Source organism: Pedobacter riviphilus (assembly GCF_014692875.1).
GTDB classification, from domain to species: domain Bacteria; phylum Bacteroidota; class Bacteroidia; order Sphingobacteriales; family Sphingobacteriaceae; genus Pedobacter; species Pedobacter riviphilus.
Genome location: NZ_CP061171.1, coordinates 4,735,912 through 4,752,475 on the forward strand (window position 1 = coordinate 4,735,912; position 16,564 = coordinate 4,752,475).

At 38.6% G+C, this 16,564-nt stretch carries 15 protein-coding genes; 14 read left to right on the forward strand and 1 reads right to left on the reverse strand.

From position 1 onward, the window contains the following. Position 1: 1 nt before the first annotated feature. The 5 genes from H9N25_RS19480 (at position 2) to H9N25_RS19500 (ending at position 7,583) form a co-directional block, all read left to right on the forward strand. Positions 2-772 (forward strand): thiazole synthase, encoded by a 771-nt coding sequence (locus tag H9N25_RS19480; protein ID WP_190326942.1) that lies wholly within the window; start codon positions 2-4, stop codon positions 770-772. Then, on the forward strand, positions 759-1,883 hold the full coding sequence (gene thiH, locus H9N25_RS19485) for a 2-iminoacetate synthase ThiH (RefSeq protein ID WP_190326943.1): 1,125 nt from the start codon (positions 759-761) through the stop codon (positions 1,881-1,883). Before H9N25_RS19480 ends, thiH begins: the two co-directional genes overlap by 14 nt. Then, positions 1,877-2,920, forward strand: a complete 1,044-nt coding sequence (moeB, locus tag H9N25_RS19490; protein ID WP_190326944.1) for a HesA/MoeB/ThiF family protein — start codon at positions 1,877-1,879, stop codon at positions 2,918-2,920. Before thiH ends, moeB begins: the two co-directional genes overlap by 7 nt. Positions 2,921-3,166: 246 nt before the next feature. Continuing rightward, complete coding sequence (locus tag H9N25_RS19495; protein WP_190326945.1) at positions 3,167-6,259, forward strand: DUF6493 family protein; 3,093 nt, start codon at positions 3,167-3,169, stop codon at positions 6,257-6,259. A 1-nt stretch (position 6,260) separates the two neighbouring features. Beyond that, on the forward strand, positions 6,261-7,583 hold the full coding sequence (locus H9N25_RS19500) for an SWIM zinc finger family protein (protein ID WP_190326946.1): 1,323 nt from the start codon (positions 6,261-6,263) through the stop codon (positions 7,581-7,583). Between the two features lie 341 nt (positions 7,584-7,924). Here the strand turns inward: H9N25_RS19500 and H9N25_RS19505 are convergent, their stop codons facing one another. After that, positions 7,925-9,145 carry a hypothetical protein gene (locus H9N25_RS19505; RefSeq protein WP_190326947.1) on the reverse strand — a complete coding sequence of 407 codons (1,221 nt, stop codon included), beginning with the start codon at positions 9,143-9,145 and terminating at the stop codon, positions 7,925-7,927. A 369-nt stretch (positions 9,146-9,514) separates the two neighbouring features. On the opposite strand from H9N25_RS19505, the gene H9N25_RS19510 reads away from it, so the two are divergent. The 9 genes from H9N25_RS19510 (at position 9,515) to H9N25_RS19550 (ending at position 16,558) form a co-directional block, all read left to right on the forward strand. Beyond that, positions 9,515-9,718 carry a hypothetical protein gene (locus H9N25_RS19510; RefSeq protein WP_190326948.1) on the forward strand — a complete coding sequence of 68 codons (204 nt, stop codon included), beginning with the start codon at positions 9,515-9,517 and terminating at the stop codon, positions 9,716-9,718. Positions 9,719-9,859: 141 nt separating this feature from the next. After that, entirely contained in the window at positions 9,860-10,537 is a 678-nt protein-coding gene (locus tag H9N25_RS19515) for a tetratricopeptide repeat protein (protein ID WP_190326949.1), read from the forward strand. Beyond that, positions 10,528-11,532, forward strand: coding sequence for a sensor histidine kinase (locus tag H9N25_RS19520; protein WP_190326950.1), 1,005 nt, complete (start codon positions 10,528-10,530; stop codon positions 11,530-11,532). The genes H9N25_RS19515 and H9N25_RS19520 overlap by 10 nt, the downstream gene beginning before the upstream one ends. A gap of 10 nt (positions 11,533-11,542) precedes the next feature. Continuing rightward, the gene (locus H9N25_RS19525; protein WP_190326951.1) at positions 11,543-12,208 is read left to right on the forward strand and encodes a response regulator transcription factor; all 666 of its coding nucleotides are present in this window, start codon (positions 11,543-11,545) and stop codon (positions 12,206-12,208) included. Positions 12,209-12,528: 320 nt separating this feature from the next. Further along, positions 12,529-12,861 (forward strand): YegP family protein, encoded by a 333-nt coding sequence (locus H9N25_RS19530; protein ID WP_190326952.1) that lies wholly within the window; start codon positions 12,529-12,531, stop codon positions 12,859-12,861. A gap of 10 nt (positions 12,862-12,871) precedes the next feature. Then, positions 12,872-13,936, forward strand: coding sequence for a type I restriction endonuclease (locus H9N25_RS19535; protein ID WP_190326953.1), 1,065 nt, complete (start codon positions 12,872-12,874; stop codon positions 13,934-13,936). 158 nt (positions 13,937-14,094) lie between these two features. Further along, complete coding sequence (locus H9N25_RS19540) at positions 14,095-14,433, forward strand: hypothetical protein (protein ID WP_190326954.1); 339 nt, start codon at positions 14,095-14,097, stop codon at positions 14,431-14,433. A gap of 241 nt (positions 14,434-14,674) precedes the next feature. After that, a complete protein-coding gene (locus tag H9N25_RS19545; protein WP_223833445.1) occupies positions 14,675-15,280 on the forward strand; it encodes a PH domain-containing protein in 606 nt (201 codons plus the stop codon). 252 nt (positions 15,281-15,532) lie between these two features. After that, positions 15,533-16,558: a hypothetical protein gene (locus tag H9N25_RS19550; RefSeq protein WP_190326955.1), complete on the forward strand. Its 1,026-nt coding sequence runs from the start codon at positions 15,533-15,535 to the stop codon at positions 16,556-16,558. The last annotated feature ends 6 nt before the right edge of the window (positions 16,559-16,564 follow it).

Below are 16,564 nucleotides of genomic sequence, written 5' to 3' on the forward strand. Positions count from 1 at the left end.
TATGTTAACCATAGCAGATCAAACCTTTAGCTCTCGTCTCTTTACCGGTACCGGAAAATTTAGTTCTGCCAAAGAGATGGAAAGTGCCTTAATTGCCTCGGCCTCCGAACTGGTTACCGTAGCGCTCAAACGTGTAGATTTAAAAGGAAAAGATGATGATATCCTTCAGCACCTTAAACACCCGCATATCAATTTATTGCCCAATACTTCGGGTGTGCGTAATGCCAAAGAAGCCGTTTTTGCCGCACAGCTCGCGCGCGAAGCTTTAGAAACCAACTGGATCAAGTTAGAAATCCACCCCGATCCGAAATACCTCATGCCAGATCCGATCGAAACGCTTAACGCAACCGAAGAACTGGTTAAACTCGGTTTTGTGGTATTGCCTTATATCCATGCCGACCCGGTTTTATGTAAACGTTTGGAAGATGTAGGCACCGCAGCGGTGATGCCCTTAGGCTCGCCCATTGGCAGTAATAAGGGATTAAGAACAATCGATTTTTTAGAAATTATTATCAGTCAGAGCAGGGTTCCGGTCATTATCGATGCCGGTATAGGTGCACCATCTGATGCGGCTAAAGCCATGGAAATTGGTGCTGATGCTGTTTTGGTGAACACCGCCATTGCCATAGCCGAAAATCCAACCCACATGGCCATTGCCTTTAAAATGGCTGTAGAAGCTGGCAGAATGGCTTTCGAATCTAAATTAGGCGCCCAAACACACTATGCTGCTGCAAGCAGTCCACTAACCGCGTTTTTAGATGAAGAGTTTTAACAAAGTATTCGAATCCTACAACTGGGACGATACCAAAGCCAGCATTTACGATAAAACAGCAGCCGATGTAGAAAGGGCATTGCGCAGTACACAGCGCAGCCTGGAAGATTTTAAAGCGCTTATTTCGCCCGCCGCCTTGCCTTATCTCGAAGATATGGCGCAGATGAGCCAGCGTTTAACCTTAGATCGTTTTGGCAGGGTAATCCAGATGTATATCCCTTTATACCTCTCCAACGAGTGTAATAATATTTGCACTTATTGTGGTTTCAGCTACGATAATAAGGTAAGGCGCAGAACGCTTAACCCGATGGAAATTATGCAGGAGGTTGCCGTAATTAAAGAGATGGGTTATGACCACGTGCTGCTGGTAACAGGCGAAGCCAACCAAAGTGTACATACCGATTATTTTAAAAAAGTATTAGACCTCATCAGTCCACACTTTGCCCATATAGCCATGGAGGTACAACCTTTGGATGTAGCCGATTATGAAACCCTTATTCCGCACGGGCTAAATACCGTATTGGTTTACCAGGAAACCTACCACCAGGATGATTACCGGAAACACCATCCAAAGGGCAAAAAATCTAACTTTTTATATCGCTTAGAAACCCCTGACCGCTTAGGGCAGGCTGGTATCCATAAAATGGGACTTGGTGTTTTAATCGGACTGGAAGACTGGCGGACAGATTCATTTTTTACGGCCCTGCACCTCTCTTATCTCGAAAAACAATATTGGCAAAGTAAATTCAGTATTTCTTTCCCCAGGTTGCGGCCTTTTAGCGGTGGTTTAGAACCAAAAGTGGTGATGAACGATAAAGAATTGGTACAACTGATCTGTGCTTACCGCTTATTCAACAGTGAAGTAGAGCTGTCTATTTCTACCCGCGAAACCGTAACTTTCCGGAACCAGGTGATTAAGTTGGGCATTACCGCCATCAGTGCAGGTTCTAAAACCAATCCCGGTGGTTACCAGGTAGCGCCACAATCTTTGGAGCAGTTCGAAATATCTGATGAGCGTTCGGCAAAGGAAATTGCGGCCATGATCCGAAAACAAGGTTACGAACCCATCTGGAAAGACTGGGATAGGAGTTTAATCCAAAAATCATGTTAGTTAAAGAAGAATTAAGCCGTTACAACAGGCAAATGATCCTGCCCGAACTGGGTCTGGAAGGGCAGAAAAAACTAAAAGCTGCCAGCGTACTGCTTATTGGTGCAGGTGGGTTGGGTTGCCCGGTATTGCAATACCTGGCTGCAGCGGGTGTAGGAACAATCGGCATTGTTGATGATGATGTGGTGGAACTGAGCAACCTGCACAGGCAAATTTTATATAACCATACTGATATTGGGCAAGCTAAGGCAAAAATTGCTGCAGCAAAACTCCAATTGCTTAATCCGCATGTGGGTTTTACTGCTTATCAAGAACGCTTTAGGGCTGATAATGCTGTGAATATTTGCCAGGATTATGATCTGGTGATCGATTGTTCGGATAATTTTACCACCCGTTACTTAGTGAACGATACCTGCGTGGCTTTAGGCAAAACACTTATTTTCGGCTCTATTTTACAGTTCGAAGGCCAGGTTGCGGTATTTAACCACCAGGGCAGTGCAAACTATAGAGACCTCTATCCGGCACCACCAACTGAAAATATTAACTGTGTAGAGGGTGGGGTAATCGGCATTTTGCCTGGCCTAATAGGTTTATACATGGCCAATGAAGCCCTAAAATTAATCTGCGGCATTGGTGAAACACTTGCGGGCAAACTGATGAGCGTTAATGCCTTGAACAATGCCGTGCTGGTATTTAAAATTGCGGCAAAAAAATCAGCTGATATCCCAAAACCAGCGCTCGCCAAAACCGGTAAGGCCATAGCAGAAATCGATAAAGCAACCTTAGATCGCTGGCTGGAAACCTATGCTGATAAAGTTTTTTTAATTGATGTACGTGAAGATTATGAACATGAAGATGGCAATATTGGAGGCATCAACCTCCCGTTATACGAGTTAACGGCATCGCTTACCGCTATCCCAAAGAACAAAAAAGTAGTGTGTTATTGCCAAACCGGGCAAAGGAGTAAAATGGCGGTGCAGTTATTGGATGGGGTTTATGTGGGGGAAGTATACAGTTTAAGGGAGGGCGTTTTCGGTTGATTGTTTAATTGCAGGCTAACCGCTGGTCCAGTTCCGTCACCCACCTTACATTTTCTATGTTTTTATCTTCAAAGAACACAGAGAGCAGACACAAAGATCGCTGGGGGCATTAACGACTCCAAACATCCAACTCAGAACGTTAATCAGGCTTCAGGCTTCCATTGCCCCCAACCTTAACTTCCCTATTTAAAAAAAATTGAATAGCTTAGCTATTGATAAATTAACGGAATCTCAAGTGCTCCACGCATGAAAAAACACCTTAAATACATTGATGGCAGTTCGGATAAGTTCTGGCAGATTGAAGTATTAAACAATACTTATACCGTTACTTATGGCCGAAATGGAACCAGCGGTATTTCACAGACTAAAACTTTTGACAATGCTGACCAATGTTTAAAAGCCGCAGAAAAACTGCTGAGTGAAAAAACAAAGAAAGGTTATTCCGAAACGGGTGAAGTAATTATCAGTCAGGCACTATCCACACCTAAAAAAAGTGGAAGTAAAGATGTAACCGAAATATTAAATGCTTACGACGCCATTTTGAAGGAGAGAAATCTGGCCGCATTATTACCATTTCTGCAGGAAAATGCTAAGGGAAATATTGAAGTCCTTAAAAAGCATATCAAGGCTAAAAAGCGTTATTGGATGTCGTTTGTTGATCTTACCAACGAGCCACAGTTTAAAACAAAGAATTATAGCTGGGGTACCAGGGGCGATGAAAAATTAAAGGAGATAATCACCCTTACCGCAATCGGCATTTTGAGCAAAACCGACATTATACCTTGGGATGAAGCCTTCGATATATTGGCTCAGACAGAAAAAAGAAAAAGTATTTTAAGTGTACTACAATGGGCACGGCCCGATTGGATTACCGATTATTTGCTCGATAAGGTAAAAAAGAATGAGTGGCGCAGTTTCAGTTACCAAACCTTGCGTTTTCTCGAAAGCAATGGTTTAATAATGGTACATGCTGAGCTTTATGCTTTATGTTTGGCTAGCTTCAACGAATGGACAACCAAGGTGAAATCAAGGGATTTTATCAAATATATACTGAACGATGAGTTGGCCTATACACGCGATGTACCCAATTTATACAACTATGAAACCGGCTTACACAATATCCATTTCAGAGATGACGATACACAGCCTTATAATCACTTTTCTGTTTGGGAAATTATCTATAATACCTTGCTAAAGGAAGGAAAGTTAAACCGGCAGCAGTTTATAGAACAAGCGATTTTAGTTCAGACCAAGGAATGGAACAACAACCTTAAATCTTTTTACCGGAAAAGATTAAGCGATCTGAACCCAAACCCTGAAGAACTTCTTGCTAATCAGGAATATATTTTTGCCTGTTTGCAATATGCCTACGCGCCTGTTGTTAACGGTGCTATGGAACTGATTAAACAGATTTATGGGGAGAAAAAATTTAATGTAAATTCTTTTCTCGATTGGCTCGAGCCGTTAATGATGAGCAGCGACAATAAAACAGCCATTAAGAACATTCTGCCTGTTCTGGAGAAACTGAATAAATCACAACCCAAATTAAACAAAAGGATCTCTTCCCTGATTGCTGATATTTATGTGGTACCCGATCTTAACCTGCAAGAAAGGGCAAGTAAACTGCTGCTAAAAATAGCAGCACCAAAAGATACTGCATTACACGAAAAATTATCAGGTTATTCGGCACTGATGTTGGGAAATGTCCGCGCAGGCTTAAGCAGTTTGCTCGCAGCCGAAGATCTTCTTATTGCTGATGACGCTTTAGAAAGCTATCATTTTAAACCTAAACAGGAAAAGGTACTAAATGAACCAATTGTGTTGCCGAAGGATTGGAATGATGTGGTATATTTATTCGGCAAATTTATTGCTTCAGAAGAAATAGCCGATGCCGAGATACTCCTAAATACCTATATCACCCAACAACATTTATTCCCTGCTGATTATGCCAAACAATTAGCCCCTTACGGACAACAGATTGAAAAGAAATATTTCGAGAGTGTTCATAAAAATTATATCGCCATATTTCTACGCGAAAAAATAAAAAATATCGATTATGTGTTTACCATAACACAAAATACCTATCACAAAATAAAAACGCTCCTGCTCATCAGGCCTTATTTAGATATTGTGCAAAAAAGAATGGTTGGCAACCTCCGCCTGCCCATGCTTTCTTTTCCTACACACTATCCATATTGGGTGGCTCCAAAAGCACTTTTAGAACGGCTGATTGCCTACCAGAAGAATGAGGCAGAAATTAATGCCCTCGATTTAACCATCGCCATTGGCCGTATGCCGCGCGAAGAGGTAGAAGAAGCGATCCCGCTTTTGGCAAAGCTTAACGGCGAGCTTAAACAACTCATGGCATTTTGTTTGGGTACTACAAAAGATATTGTGATTAAAAACGATAGTATATTTAATAAACTGTTAACGAAAATGGGAGGCTCGGCAGATACCGGCTTAAAAAGCGTGTGGGCAATGGCCGCCAGAATTTACTATCCTGATGAAACCTTCGCCGTATTTAACAACACTTACCTCAGAGATTATCCAATGGCCGTATCTCCGTTTAAGCCCGAAATAAGGATTAAAGAAAAGTGGAACGAGTATACGAATTATCAGACCAAGAAAGTGGAAAGATCAGCATCGTGGTATGAGCTAAGCTTCGATTTACCCCCATTTACTACAGTACACGGCTTCTTGCCTGCTTTAGATTTATATGGCCGAAAAAACAGCTGGGAATATATGATGAGCGGCGAAGGCAATGTTTATTACTGGAACAGCCTGATGCCGCAGCATAATGATGCCCTGGGCTGGTTTATCCTGCGTTCATCATGCTTGCATGCCAGCGGGGGCGCATCAGAACTTAAAGGTTTTCTCCATGTAATCAACAGTACAGGATTCCGTTTTTCAGATGTCTCGATGTTGGTTTTTGCCTGCATGTTTTTTATGGATAAAAAAGAAGTCCGTTTAATGGCTTCAGAAGTTTTGATTAACCTGGTTGAAAAGCAGCTTATTGATCTGGATCTTCTGGCCACAAAACTCGCTTATTTAGCCTCGAATAAATATGGTGCCTTTTCACGTCTGGTAGAAAGCATTGGGGCATTAAAAGATGTTTCCGCCTTGCACAATTCTGCCTTTCTACAATTGCTCGAAAGCCTGTTAAAACACCTGACTATTACCGAAAAACTTCCCGTAAACTTTAAAAAACTGGTTGAGCATTATATCGATATACTTTATAAAACCAATCAACAGCCTGCTCCAGCATCTGTCGTTTTTTTCGAAAGATGGAAAGACAATGCTTCCCTTAAAGGTTTAATTAAACAAATTATTACAGCTTAACATGACCGACCTACAATATCACTACAGTAGTGTTTCTACCTTTACCAAAACTAAAGGAATTAATAGTTTAGTTTTAGCACACCAAACCGAAATAGAAGCTGTAAACAATATCCCTTGCTTTTTTTGGGGCAACTTAACTGATCCTTATATTACTGCAAAATGCTGGAGCACTATTGCCAAAGTAGTACGTTCCAGCTTTGGCCCAATTCCACCCAGTTTACGCGATCCTATTGTTACCGCAGGCACCGAGCGCATTAGGTTCGAAGGTTTTTCTTCGTGCAACGGTGTATACGTTAGGCTGGACATGAAACCCGAATCTATCGATGGTGAATTTATTGCAAGCGGCACAACCAATGTCGATTTTAACGATCCCATGTTAAATGCCCTGAACAGTATTCAAAAAAACGAAAAAGTAACCCTGGCGGTGGGCCAGCAAGAAGTACAGGTAATTACCAGCAAAACTAAAGTAACAGAAAAAAAGGTAACCTTACCCACCCGTTGGATTAAGGGCTTAACCAGTGTACAGCTTTATCTTGTTGATATGGACCTAAAATTCGAGCTGAATAAAATACAAACCATACAACTTTTTCAAAACCTGCCAAAAGGAACCGTTAAAGGCGATTTCTTTATTGCGAAAAGAGCAGGCAAATTTATGTTTTCGACACTGGCCACAGCCGATGCAGTGCGTGTAGGGGGCTTACACAGGCTCCGCTTATTAGATGGTATTTTAGCGATAGCCGATAAGGTTTACATTTACGAATCTGCCGATAAACAGACAGTGGCATTTGTATATGAATTTGGTAAAATGCAATTGCTTATGGCTTTCTCTCCCGATGCATACCGCGGATTTTCAGGTGAAGGAAAGGCACTTGAACAGATGACGGAAAATTTACCTGTTGAATGGGTATACGGACTGAACAGTTTACTCAAAGCAAACGAAAATTTCGATCCTACCTTACTTTCCATCGAGCACGATATCGACTTTGGTACAATGGACCAGCTGACCTCAAGCTTATCATCAATTGGCTTACTCGGTTACGATGTAATGGGCAGAAGCCATTTTTACCGGCAGCTTCCTTTTAAAACGGAACGCATATTAAGTTTAAACCCCCGGCTAAAAAATGCAAAGAAACTGATTGATGAGCAGCAGGTTCGGATCCTTAAAAAAGAAAACAGTTATATCGAGGCAGAAGTTAAAGGCACAGGTGTATTACACAAGGTTGTTCTCGATAAACAGGGTTACCGCTGTACCTGCGAATGGTTTACTACCTACCAGGGTAAAAGAGGTATTTGTAAGCACATTTTGGCAGTGAAGATGAGTTAATTGGATATTGTTAAATCGGTTAACCGTGAATTAATTGGGCGCATTCCGTCATACTGAACTTGTTTTACAAGTAGAAATATTATTTTCAATTGTCTTGTAGCTACTACGTGGTCAGGATCTATTCCGAAAAACATCACTTGTCATTTAACCGCAAAGGGCACCCGTTTTAAGCAAAATTTTAATGCCTTAATGGAAAAAGGTAAAGCCTATGCGCAACAAAACAATATCCAGGTAAACTGGGGTAAATAAAATAAGCGGTGGTTTAATTCAGGTGTGGTGCATTTGGGTTAAACCTTCGCTTAGTGGCTAAATGTGCTTTACAGGGCAATAATAAGTTTAACTTATTGTTGGGCGAATTCGGCTTCATAAAAATTTACAGCATTATCAGTCTCTCCTTCTTCCACGGGCTGTTTAACTTCTTTCTTTAATCTACTAGCCCAAATACCGCAAATGCCTACAAAAAATGCAGCACATAAAAACCATACTAAGCGTGTAAGCAAATACCTATAATTAGAAGTATACTTGGTTAAGATTGTATTTGAAAGTGGTTTTAATACTCTTTGTGTATCTAAAGGATACGCGCCACTATCAGTAAAAAATTCATGATCCTTTCCATGCCCTTTATACCACACTTTACCAATCGAATAACTGGTTAGCGTATCGGGTAAATTAATTTTTCTTTGCTTTTTTAAAGAGTTAAGATTTAAAGGGACGATAGTTGTCACTGCTATTTGTGTATTACATTTTACCGGCTCGTAATGATCTTCATCCCAATACATACATTTCTCATCTAGGTTGGGTGTTCTAATTGTAGTTGGAGTGTTTTCCCATTCAACAAAAGAGGTGCTGCCGATAAAGAGTAGGATAATTGAAGCGATGGCAATGTGGTGGATTGAGAATCGAGGTACATAAATTGGTTTATGGTTATCTTCTTCTGTCTCTTCTTCATCTTCTGGTTCATCATCATTTTGATCTTCCTCTAGATCTTCTTCATTTTTTATCTTATCATGATTTGTAGTTTCATCTGTGCCTTCTTCATCCTTTAGTTGATCTTCCTCCGAATCTTCTTCACTACTTGTCTTTTTATCATCATTTTTAATTTCATCTATGCTTTCATCTTTTAGTTGATCGTCATTTGGATCTTCCTTATCTTCTTCTTTTTTATGCTTTTTAGCTGCTTCCTCAAAAATAAATTCCTTTTTTTCCTTATCAAATTCTCTCCACTCTTCATGAGGTGGAAAATCTAATAACCAAGCAAAAAGCTTAACGAATTTATCATTTCTGATATTTCTACCCTCTATTGTTAAAAAGCTTATTAATGGCCTAAATTTATTTAGATCATACCTTTCAATACACCTTTCCAGATCTTCATGCTGTCTTTTAGGGTCAAAAATAGGACGGATTAAATCCTTATCTTTTTGTGCATTTTTTTTCTGAAAAACCTCAACGCATTCTGTCCTCAATCTTTCCCGTCCAAGAGGCTTTAAATTCTCAGAAAGATTATCGTTTTTTTCCTTTATCTGGTAGAATTTTAATAGGTCTTTTTTATAATCCTTAAACATTTCATTAAAATTTAGCGTAAAAATAGGGGCGGAATATCCGGAATTTTTACGGTTTTCCGGAATTATAGTGGAAAGAATGGAAACATCGGAATGTATTGATAACTAATCTTTTGCCTCACCCCATCTTTGTAATGTCAATCAGCAAGAGCGGCGACTTATTATCAACGCTAATATAAAAAAACTGATTGACAAACGAGTAGAAATCGCGGTAGTTACTAACCGGACTGGGAAGCAGTTATTAGCTCCCGCGACAGACACTCAAACACTTCCCAAAAATTTCAGAAGGCCTTCTGATACAAACCGTAGCAACCCCCGGGATAGGATTCGCGGGGACCTACAGATTTTATCAACCCTTTAATTTTTGACAAGATGTTTTTACCTCTTTTTATTGCCATATTACTTGGCCTGGCAACGCCTACAAATACAAATAACAATTGTAACCCTAATAGCGGTACAACCGTAAGCACCAATGATGCACAAGATGATCCAGGAACAGACCCTGGTGACGATGGCGGCACTGGTGGTGATACGGGCGGGGAAACTGGACAAAATCCACCGCCTAAAATAGGTTAATGTAAAAAGCAGGGCGGATGTACCGCCTTGCTTTTTTTATGTTTAAATAATTACAATTTTAAAAGAGAGGCCAAGTTTATCACAATCTTAATAAACAATCAATATTGTTTATTTTTTTAACTTAGAGGAAAACTAAAAATCGTGAAACGTCTCTCCATCCTATTATTATTACCACTGGGACTTTTATTTTCCTGTTCCAAACCTCAACTAAAAGAGAAAACCAAAAAAGAGAACCCACTATACGATAAGGCATTCGAGTACAGAGAGCTTGGAAGAATTGATAGCGCTTTTAGCTATTTCAATCAAGCTAAAGATTTATTCTTATCCCAACGGGATAGTTTAGGCGCAGCAAAGTGCTTAGTAAATATGGGTATTATCTCGACTGATAAAGGAGATAATTTTGGTGGACAGGAAATTTCTTTAAATGCGCTTAAATATCTTGATAAAACTGATAAGACCCAGTACCCATTCATTCACTCCAATTATAATAATCTTGGCATTGCTACCTTCAAATTGGCTGATTACCTAAATGCTTTAAAGTTTTACGATCTGGCCATCTCTTTTTCTGAAAACCTATTAGATAAAAATTTATACTTAAATAACAAAGCGAAGCTTTATCAAGATGTCAAAAATTATCAGGCAAGTTTAAAAATTTATAATCAAATTCTATCTCAAAACAGCAAAAACCAAAGGGAATATGCTAGGGCTTTATCTAATCTAGCTAAAACCAAATGGCTAATTAATCCTAATTATAGCGCTGAAACTGAATTTTTAAAAGCATTAAAAATCAGGGAGCAAGAAAAAGATCTATGGGGCTAAATGCCAGTTATGCGCATCTTGCTGATTATTATATCTCTAAAAATCCAGGGCTTGCAATAGATTATGCAAAAAAAATGTACCGCGTAGCCATTCAGATTAGCAGCCCTGTAGATCGGCTACAGGCTTTACAGAAACTGATTAAGTTGAGTTCACCAATAGCAACTAAACAGTATTTCGAAACCTATCAGGAATTAGCCGATAGTCTACAAACTGCTCGTAATGCCGCCAAAAACCAATTCGCCCTTATCCGTTACGAAACAGAAAAAAACAAGGCCGATTTTCTGAAGGCCAAAGCAGAGAATATCCAAAAACAAAAAGACATCCTTCTTAGGAATATTGGAATTGGCACTTTAGTCCTCTTCTTAATATTAGGTTATTTCTTATACCAGAGAAGGCAGAAAAACCTTAGACAGGAAAAAGAAATAGAAGTTAAAAAAACGGAACTCAAATACGTAAAAAAAATTCATGATCGCGTAGCCAATAGGGTATATCAGGTGATGTCAGAAGTGGAAAACACCCCTGAAATAGATAAGAGTGATCTGGCCGATAAGCTAGATGTAATATATAAAATATCCAGAGATCTTTCTTATGATAGCAAAGACATTAACAATGAAGAAAGCTTTTCTATCGAACTGTCAAAAATGCTATATTCTTATGCTTCAGCGAAAACCAATATAGAAATTGAAGGTGGTGGCGAAAAACTTTGGGAGCATGTTAGAGTTGAAGCTAAAGCCGAGGTGTTTTATATTTTGCAGGAATTGATGACCAATATGAAAAAACATAGTGGGGCAGATAGCGTTACTATAAATTTTAAATACGAAAATAATCGTATAACTGTTTTATACCTAGATAATGGAAAAGGAATGGAGCTTTTAACTCCTAAAAATGGATTAAGAAATACGGAAACCCGTATAGAAAGTATTTCGGGCCGTATTACTTTTGACACTAAGCTCAATAGTGGGCTTAAAGTTGAATTTTCATTTCCAACCCTATAAAAATATAAATATGTTCAAAAACGTACTCATCGCCGAAGATCATGAAATTGTTAGTAAATCTCTTCGTAGTGTTCTTACAGATCTTGGCATTACCATAGCTGATAAAGATTATGTATTTTATTGTGATGATGCATTAACACGGGTACAAAAAGCACTGCGTGATGGCAACCCTTACGAATTGATTATTACTGACCTTTCTTTTGATGAAGATTATCCGCAACAAAAAATAACAGGTGGCAAGGAACTTATAAAGGCGCTAAAAGAAGTGCAACCCGATCTAAAAGTCCTGGTATTTTCTATTGAAAACAGAGCCTTAATTGCCAATGCGCTATTTAAAGAACTTAATATCGATGCTTATGTACCTAAGGCACGCCATGATGCAAAAGACCTTAAATTGGCTTTAGAAAGCATTTATAAAAATAAGAAATATCATTCTCCCAACCTGAGACAAAAAGAAAAATACCTGCACGATTTTACGCTCTACGATAAAACAATTGTTTCGCTTATTTTAGATGGAAAAACCCAAAAAGAAATGTCGGGTATTCTAAAACAAAAAAAGATGGAACCATCTGGCTTGAGCAGCATCGAAAAACGGATCAATTATATTAAAACTGCGCTAAACATCTCAAATAATGGTCAACTAATTGCTTATTGCATTGCAAATAAGGTAATTTAGTTGAACGGCTAGCCCTCAGTTCGTAGCTTGGAATAGTTTATCTTAGTTAGTCACTCGCTTGTCCTCCCATAAATCCGTCATGCTGAAGATTTTTTTACTGCGTAGCTTTCCGCTTCGCTACAGGTCAAAATCTTTAAAACGGTTCTTTTTACACTGCTTCTCATTGTATCTGCGAGCCTTATGTTTTAAAAAGCCAGCGTTTGACGTGGATAATTGCTAAGACCATTAACCGATGAACTATTGATTAATGAACCACCTACGGTTTCCCGTAAGGATACGCCAGATTCCTCCCATACTTTTGAGCAGCTAAAAAAATAATTATGGGAAAATTTATTATCACTAAAAGAATCAACAACGAATATCAATTTAACCTTAAAGCCGCAAACGGACAGGTTATCCTCACCAGCGAGGGCTATACTACAAAGGCATCTTGTAATAAAGGTATCGAATCGGTTAAAACCAATGCACCAACAGATGCCAGGTACGACAGAAAAGTTGCCAAAAACGGTTCGTACTATTTTAATCTAAAGGCAGGTAATGGCGAAATTATCGGTACCAGCCAAATGTATACTACTGATGATGCACGCAACAATGGTATCGAATCGGTGAAAACCAATGCACCGAATGCTGAAGTGATTGATGAAACCATATAACAAGAAGGCCATGGATCTTAAACTAAAGTTAGAACAACTTCATCAGCGCGTGGTGGGATTAAAAGATCAGATCAATACCGAAGAGGCTACAAAAAATGCATTTGTAATGCCCTTTATTCAAATCCTCGGTTATGATATTTTTAACCCTACCGAAGTTATACCCGAACACATTTGCGATATCGGGACTAAAAAAGGTGAAAAGGTGGATTATGTCATCCGCAAAAACAACGAACCCATACTCATATTCGAATGTAAACACTGGAAAGAAAGTGCCGATGCACATAACTCTCAGTTGCACCGCTATTACCATGTTTCGAAAGCACGATTTGGCGTATTAACCAACGGTACGGTTTACAATTTTTACGCCGATTTAGAAAAGCCAAATATTATGGACGAGAAACCATTCTTAACCATCGATATTGAAGATCTGAAAGATAATGCCATTAAAATCCTCGAAAGTTTTACCAAAAACGAGTACAATCTAGAAACCATTCTCGATTCGGCCGAAGGATTAAAATACATCAAAGCCATCAGAAAAGAATTCGAAAAAGAAATTGACAGTCCTTCTGATGAAATGGTGAAGTTATTGGTGAACCGTTTTTTCGATAAACCCTTAACCGCAAACCGGATGATTGCTTTTAAAGATTATACCAAAAAAGCACTTACCATTTCCATTAACGAGTCTATCAGCGATCGTTTAAAATCGGCATTGAATATTAATGAGAAAATAGAAAAAAGGGAGGAGGGTAAAGTGATTCCGATTAATGAAGACCCCGATATTGCTAAAATCGTAACGACTGAAGAAGAGTTAGAAGCTTTCCAGATTGTTAAGGCTATTTTACGCGAAAAGATTCCTTCGACACGCATTGCTGCCCGGGATACACAATCGTACTTTGGAGTATTATTAGACGACAATAACCGTAAACCCATTTGCAGGTTCCATTTCAATACGGTTAACAAGTACATCGAAACCTTCGAGAAAGGGAAAGATGCCGGCGAAAAAAAGCAGCTGTTTAACCTCGATGAGCTTTACGATTACAGAAACCAGCTGCATCAAACTATAGAAAATTACTAATTAACACTGCTCAACACGCTCTTAAAATGTAGAGGTTGCTTCTATGTCTGTTTTCGAACCAGGCAAGGCAATCTCTCCTTTTCGTATAACCAACCCTCTATCATTCCCTTTACTGTTAGCCGTAAGGAATCCGTTTTTGGCCTGAATACCTTAGCGGCATGAAACATCTAGTTACACTGCTATTTTTAACATTTGCAATGGGCAGGGCCCAGGCACAAAAACACAAAGTAGTTACTTATCAATTAATGGAACCCGGTTTTAATACCAAAGTAATTAAAGGGACCATTAGCGAGGTATACGCTACAAAACGTTATGGCAAAACCTTCTGGTGGATAGTAATCGGTACCGATACCATTATCCATGTTTGGCCCAGGCACCTTGATACCGCAACGATGAAACCTGGCGTAAACCGCGCTTTCTATTCCATTAAACGCCTCGATAATAGCTGGTGGAAAAAAGAAAAATCAGAGGATTATGTGAAACCAAAAACGAATTGATTCAGGAATGATTCATCGACTTTCGACAAGTTAAATCCGATCCATAACTAATTGTTAATGAATTATCTAACATAAATCAACATTAAAAAACATTATTGAAATATTTAGTTGGTTTTACGGTTTCCCGTAAGGAGAGCCGTATCAGGTTGGGTAGTTTTGAAGTGTTGAAAGCATAAAACTATGGTTGACTTTAAACCGATCATAGCAAAAAACACAACCATTAACCACAAGCAAATTAATTATGATTAACGATTTAAGAAAGTTCTTGAACGAAGAACAAGACCCTAAGGCTGTAGAAAAGATTTTGGGTCGGATTAACAGTCTGCTTACCACTAACGAACAAGTAGAATATATTGCTGTACAAAAGAAACCGGCAATCACATTATCTCCAGATTGTATTGCATTAACAAACAAAAGAATCATCTTCTGCAAGCCAAAAAGTTTTGGGCTATCAATGGATTTCCAGGATTATAACTGGAAGGATGTTTACGACTGCCACATTAAAGAAGGCATACTGGGTGCAACCTTTACTATGGTAACCATCAGAAATTTAAGAAATATGATGGATTATCTCCCAAAAAACCAGGCTCGAAAACTCTATCAGTTTGCACAGGAAAGAGAAGAAGAAATGCGCGAATACCGGAGGCAAAAGGAACTGGAAGACAAAAGAGCCGCAGCAGGTGGCGGTATTATTGTAAACAACAGTACATCCGCTGCTCCCGTTGAAGCACCACCGCAGGAAGACTCATTTGCGGTATTGCTAAAGTTAAAGAACCTGTTAGAAAATGGCATCCTTTCTCAGGAGGAGTTTGAGCAAAAGAAAAATGAAATTCTAGCTAGAGTGTAAATATTCAGTAGTATCAAACTTATAATCAGCGTACATATAACATATACTTTCGAAAACTAATTAACATAAGTACATATCTCATTATTATAGTCATATCAGGTGATGTTTACATTCTAACGGGTAACTATCCAAAGAAAAAAATTCCATTAATCAGATTATCTATAAACTTCCAATCGCAGCTTTCCTTAAGACAACTTTAAAAGCCTATATCGATTTGTATATAACGTATATGTTTCACAAACAAACAACAAAATGTATAAAAAAACTATCACGATAACCGACTTATTCTTGGCCATATTAGCTATAATGTTAATTAGTGTCAGTTTCTATCAAACTTGGATTGGATTGGAACAAATATTTGGTCCAGCTTCTTTTGTAATCGCATTGGTACTTTCCTTATTGCTCCTCTTCTTGTGTTGGATGTTAAGAGCTGCAAAAATAGAAGGACGATCAACTACGAGCTTAATTTGGATTTATATATTCATTGCCTCGTTTTGTTTTATCTCCAATTTCAACGCGCTTTATACAAGATTTATGCGAACTGATATTTACACTGAAGAACTCAGGGATATCAATGAGAAATTTAACAACCTAGAAACTGATGTCCAATCAAAACTAAGTTATAAATATAACAAAGCTACTTCACAAAATATAGAAATAAAAAAGAAGCAGCTTATGCAGCAAATCAAAGACCCTGGGAATAAAGGCCTTGGAAATAGAGCACTTGCACTTATTAGGGATATTGAAAAAATGACTGGACAGAAGATTGACTTCTTAAAACCTGTACGTAACGACTACGATGATCTTGCTGAACGAATGGGAGCACAGATAGATAATATGATTACCGATCTTTCTCAAGAAGAAAGAGATTTAAAAGCAGATATCAATAATTCTGTTTTGAAATGGAATAAAAAGATTCAGGATTTTTTGCTTTTGTCTAAAAAAGATAAAGATGCCATGGCTCAAGGACTAATAGACGAATCGCTAACAGATTATAACAAATTAGGAAACAGGGCACACTCAGTTTTAGGAGAGGAGAAGTATAAGTTTGAGCCTGTGTTTTCCAAAACGCAAGATGTAGGTAAAATCGGCTACGCTTTCGATCACGCCATTAAAAATTTTGGGATGTACCAGTTTGTTGTTTTAGCAGGATGCGTTCTGCTTGACTTTGTAATCGTTATCATCATCATGCTTGTAACCAATTCCGATCAAAAACAAGGTAACAGGAGTGTTTTTAATAATAAAAGGAGTGGCAGAACTTTAATACCGAACAATTAAAATATT

What these genes read in the sequence shown, in the direction of transcription:
- H9N25_RS19520 (WP_190326950.1), top strand. Translation starts at nt 10,528, where the DNA reads ATGGGGCTAAATGCCAGTTATGCGCATCTTGCTGATTATTATATCTCT.
- H9N25_RS19505 (WP_190326947.1), bottom strand. Translation starts at nt 9,145, where the DNA reads ATGTTTAAGGATTATAAAAAAGACCTATTAAAATTCTACCAGATAAAG.
- H9N25_RS19495 (WP_190326945.1), top strand. Translation starts at nt 3,167, where the DNA reads ATGAAAAAACACCTTAAATACATTGATGGCAGTTCGGATAAGTTCTGG.
- H9N25_RS19510 (WP_190326948.1), top strand. Translation starts at nt 9,515, where the DNA reads ATGTTTTTACCTCTTTTTATTGCCATATTACTTGGCCTGGCAACGCCT.
- H9N25_RS19545 (WP_223833445.1), top strand. Translation starts at nt 14,675, where the DNA reads ATGATTAACGATTTAAGAAAGTTCTTGAACGAAGAACAAGACCCTAAG.
- H9N25_RS19540 (WP_190326954.1), top strand. Translation starts at nt 14,095, where the DNA reads ATGAAACATCTAGTTACACTGCTATTTTTAACATTTGCAATGGGCAGG.
- moeB (WP_190326944.1), top strand. Translation starts at nt 1,877, where the DNA reads ATGTTAGTTAAAGAAGAATTAAGCCGTTACAACAGGCAAATGATCCTG.
- thiH (WP_190326943.1), top strand. Translation starts at nt 759, where the DNA reads ATGAAGAGTTTTAACAAAGTATTCGAATCCTACAACTGGGACGATACC.
- H9N25_RS19480 (WP_190326942.1), top strand. Translation starts at nt 2, where the DNA reads ATGTTAACCATAGCAGATCAAACCTTTAGCTCTCGTCTCTTTACCGGT.
- H9N25_RS19525 (WP_190326951.1), top strand. Translation starts at nt 11,543, where the DNA reads ATGTTCAAAAACGTACTCATCGCCGAAGATCATGAAATTGTTAGTAAA.
- H9N25_RS19530 (WP_190326952.1), top strand. Translation starts at nt 12,529, where the DNA reads ATGGGAAAATTTATTATCACTAAAAGAATCAACAACGAATATCAATTT.
- H9N25_RS19500 (WP_190326946.1), top strand. Translation starts at nt 6,261, where the DNA reads ATGACCGACCTACAATATCACTACAGTAGTGTTTCTACCTTTACCAAA.
- H9N25_RS19550 (WP_190326955.1), top strand. Translation starts at nt 15,533, where the DNA reads ATGTATAAAAAAACTATCACGATAACCGACTTATTCTTGGCCATATTA.
- H9N25_RS19535 (WP_190326953.1), top strand. Translation starts at nt 12,872, where the DNA reads ATGGATCTTAAACTAAAGTTAGAACAACTTCATCAGCGCGTGGTGGGA.